Source organism: Chitinophaga sp. 22620 (assembly GCF_052044405.1).
Classification (GTDB): domain Bacteria; phylum Bacteroidota; class Bacteroidia; order Chitinophagales; family Chitinophagaceae; genus Chitinophaga.
Window position 1 is genome coordinate 1 of the sequence record NZ_JBQEMV010000017.1, and the last position, 488, is coordinate 488.

Below are 488 nucleotides of genomic sequence, written 5' to 3' on the forward strand. Positions count from 1 at the left end.
TGGCGCCTTCGATCATTACAGTTTCATTAGCCTCCAATACCTGGTCAGTATTGGTGGTCAGTGTAACAGTGCCGGTTGTTTGACCAGCGTTGATCGTGATGGGACCAAGTACGCCGTGCTCGGCACTGCCGGCAGTAGAGCCGGCGCCTTTAGTTAAAGTAATAACCAGGTTGCTGGCGGCGGTCACACCGCCATTCAGCGTAGCTGTAATCACAGAACTGGCGCCTTCTGCAACACTGGCTGGCGCGGCGGATAGAGTGATCGTTGCTCCTGCCAGGTCCTGATCAGTGATATCGAAGCTGATCGGCTGGTTGAAAGTGAAGCCAGTGGCGGCCGGTGTCAGGATCAGTTTTTCCGTAGCCTCAATTACATTGTCATCTGCCGGAACAAAGTTTACATCCACAAATCCGTCTCCTGCCGGGATCACTACTGTGGGCAGGCTTTGAAGGTCTGTCAACGCAGCGATCGAAGCCGCATCGCGGGTAAGC

General features: G+C 54.5%; 1 protein-coding gene. It reads right to left on the minus strand.

The features are described 5' to 3' along the window. The coding region (locus tag ACTJIK_RS25765) for a hypothetical protein (RefSeq protein ID WP_440650479.1) at positions 1 to 457 on the minus strand (457 nt) is incomplete at its 3' end. Between the last annotated feature and the right edge of the window lie 31 nt (positions 458 to 488).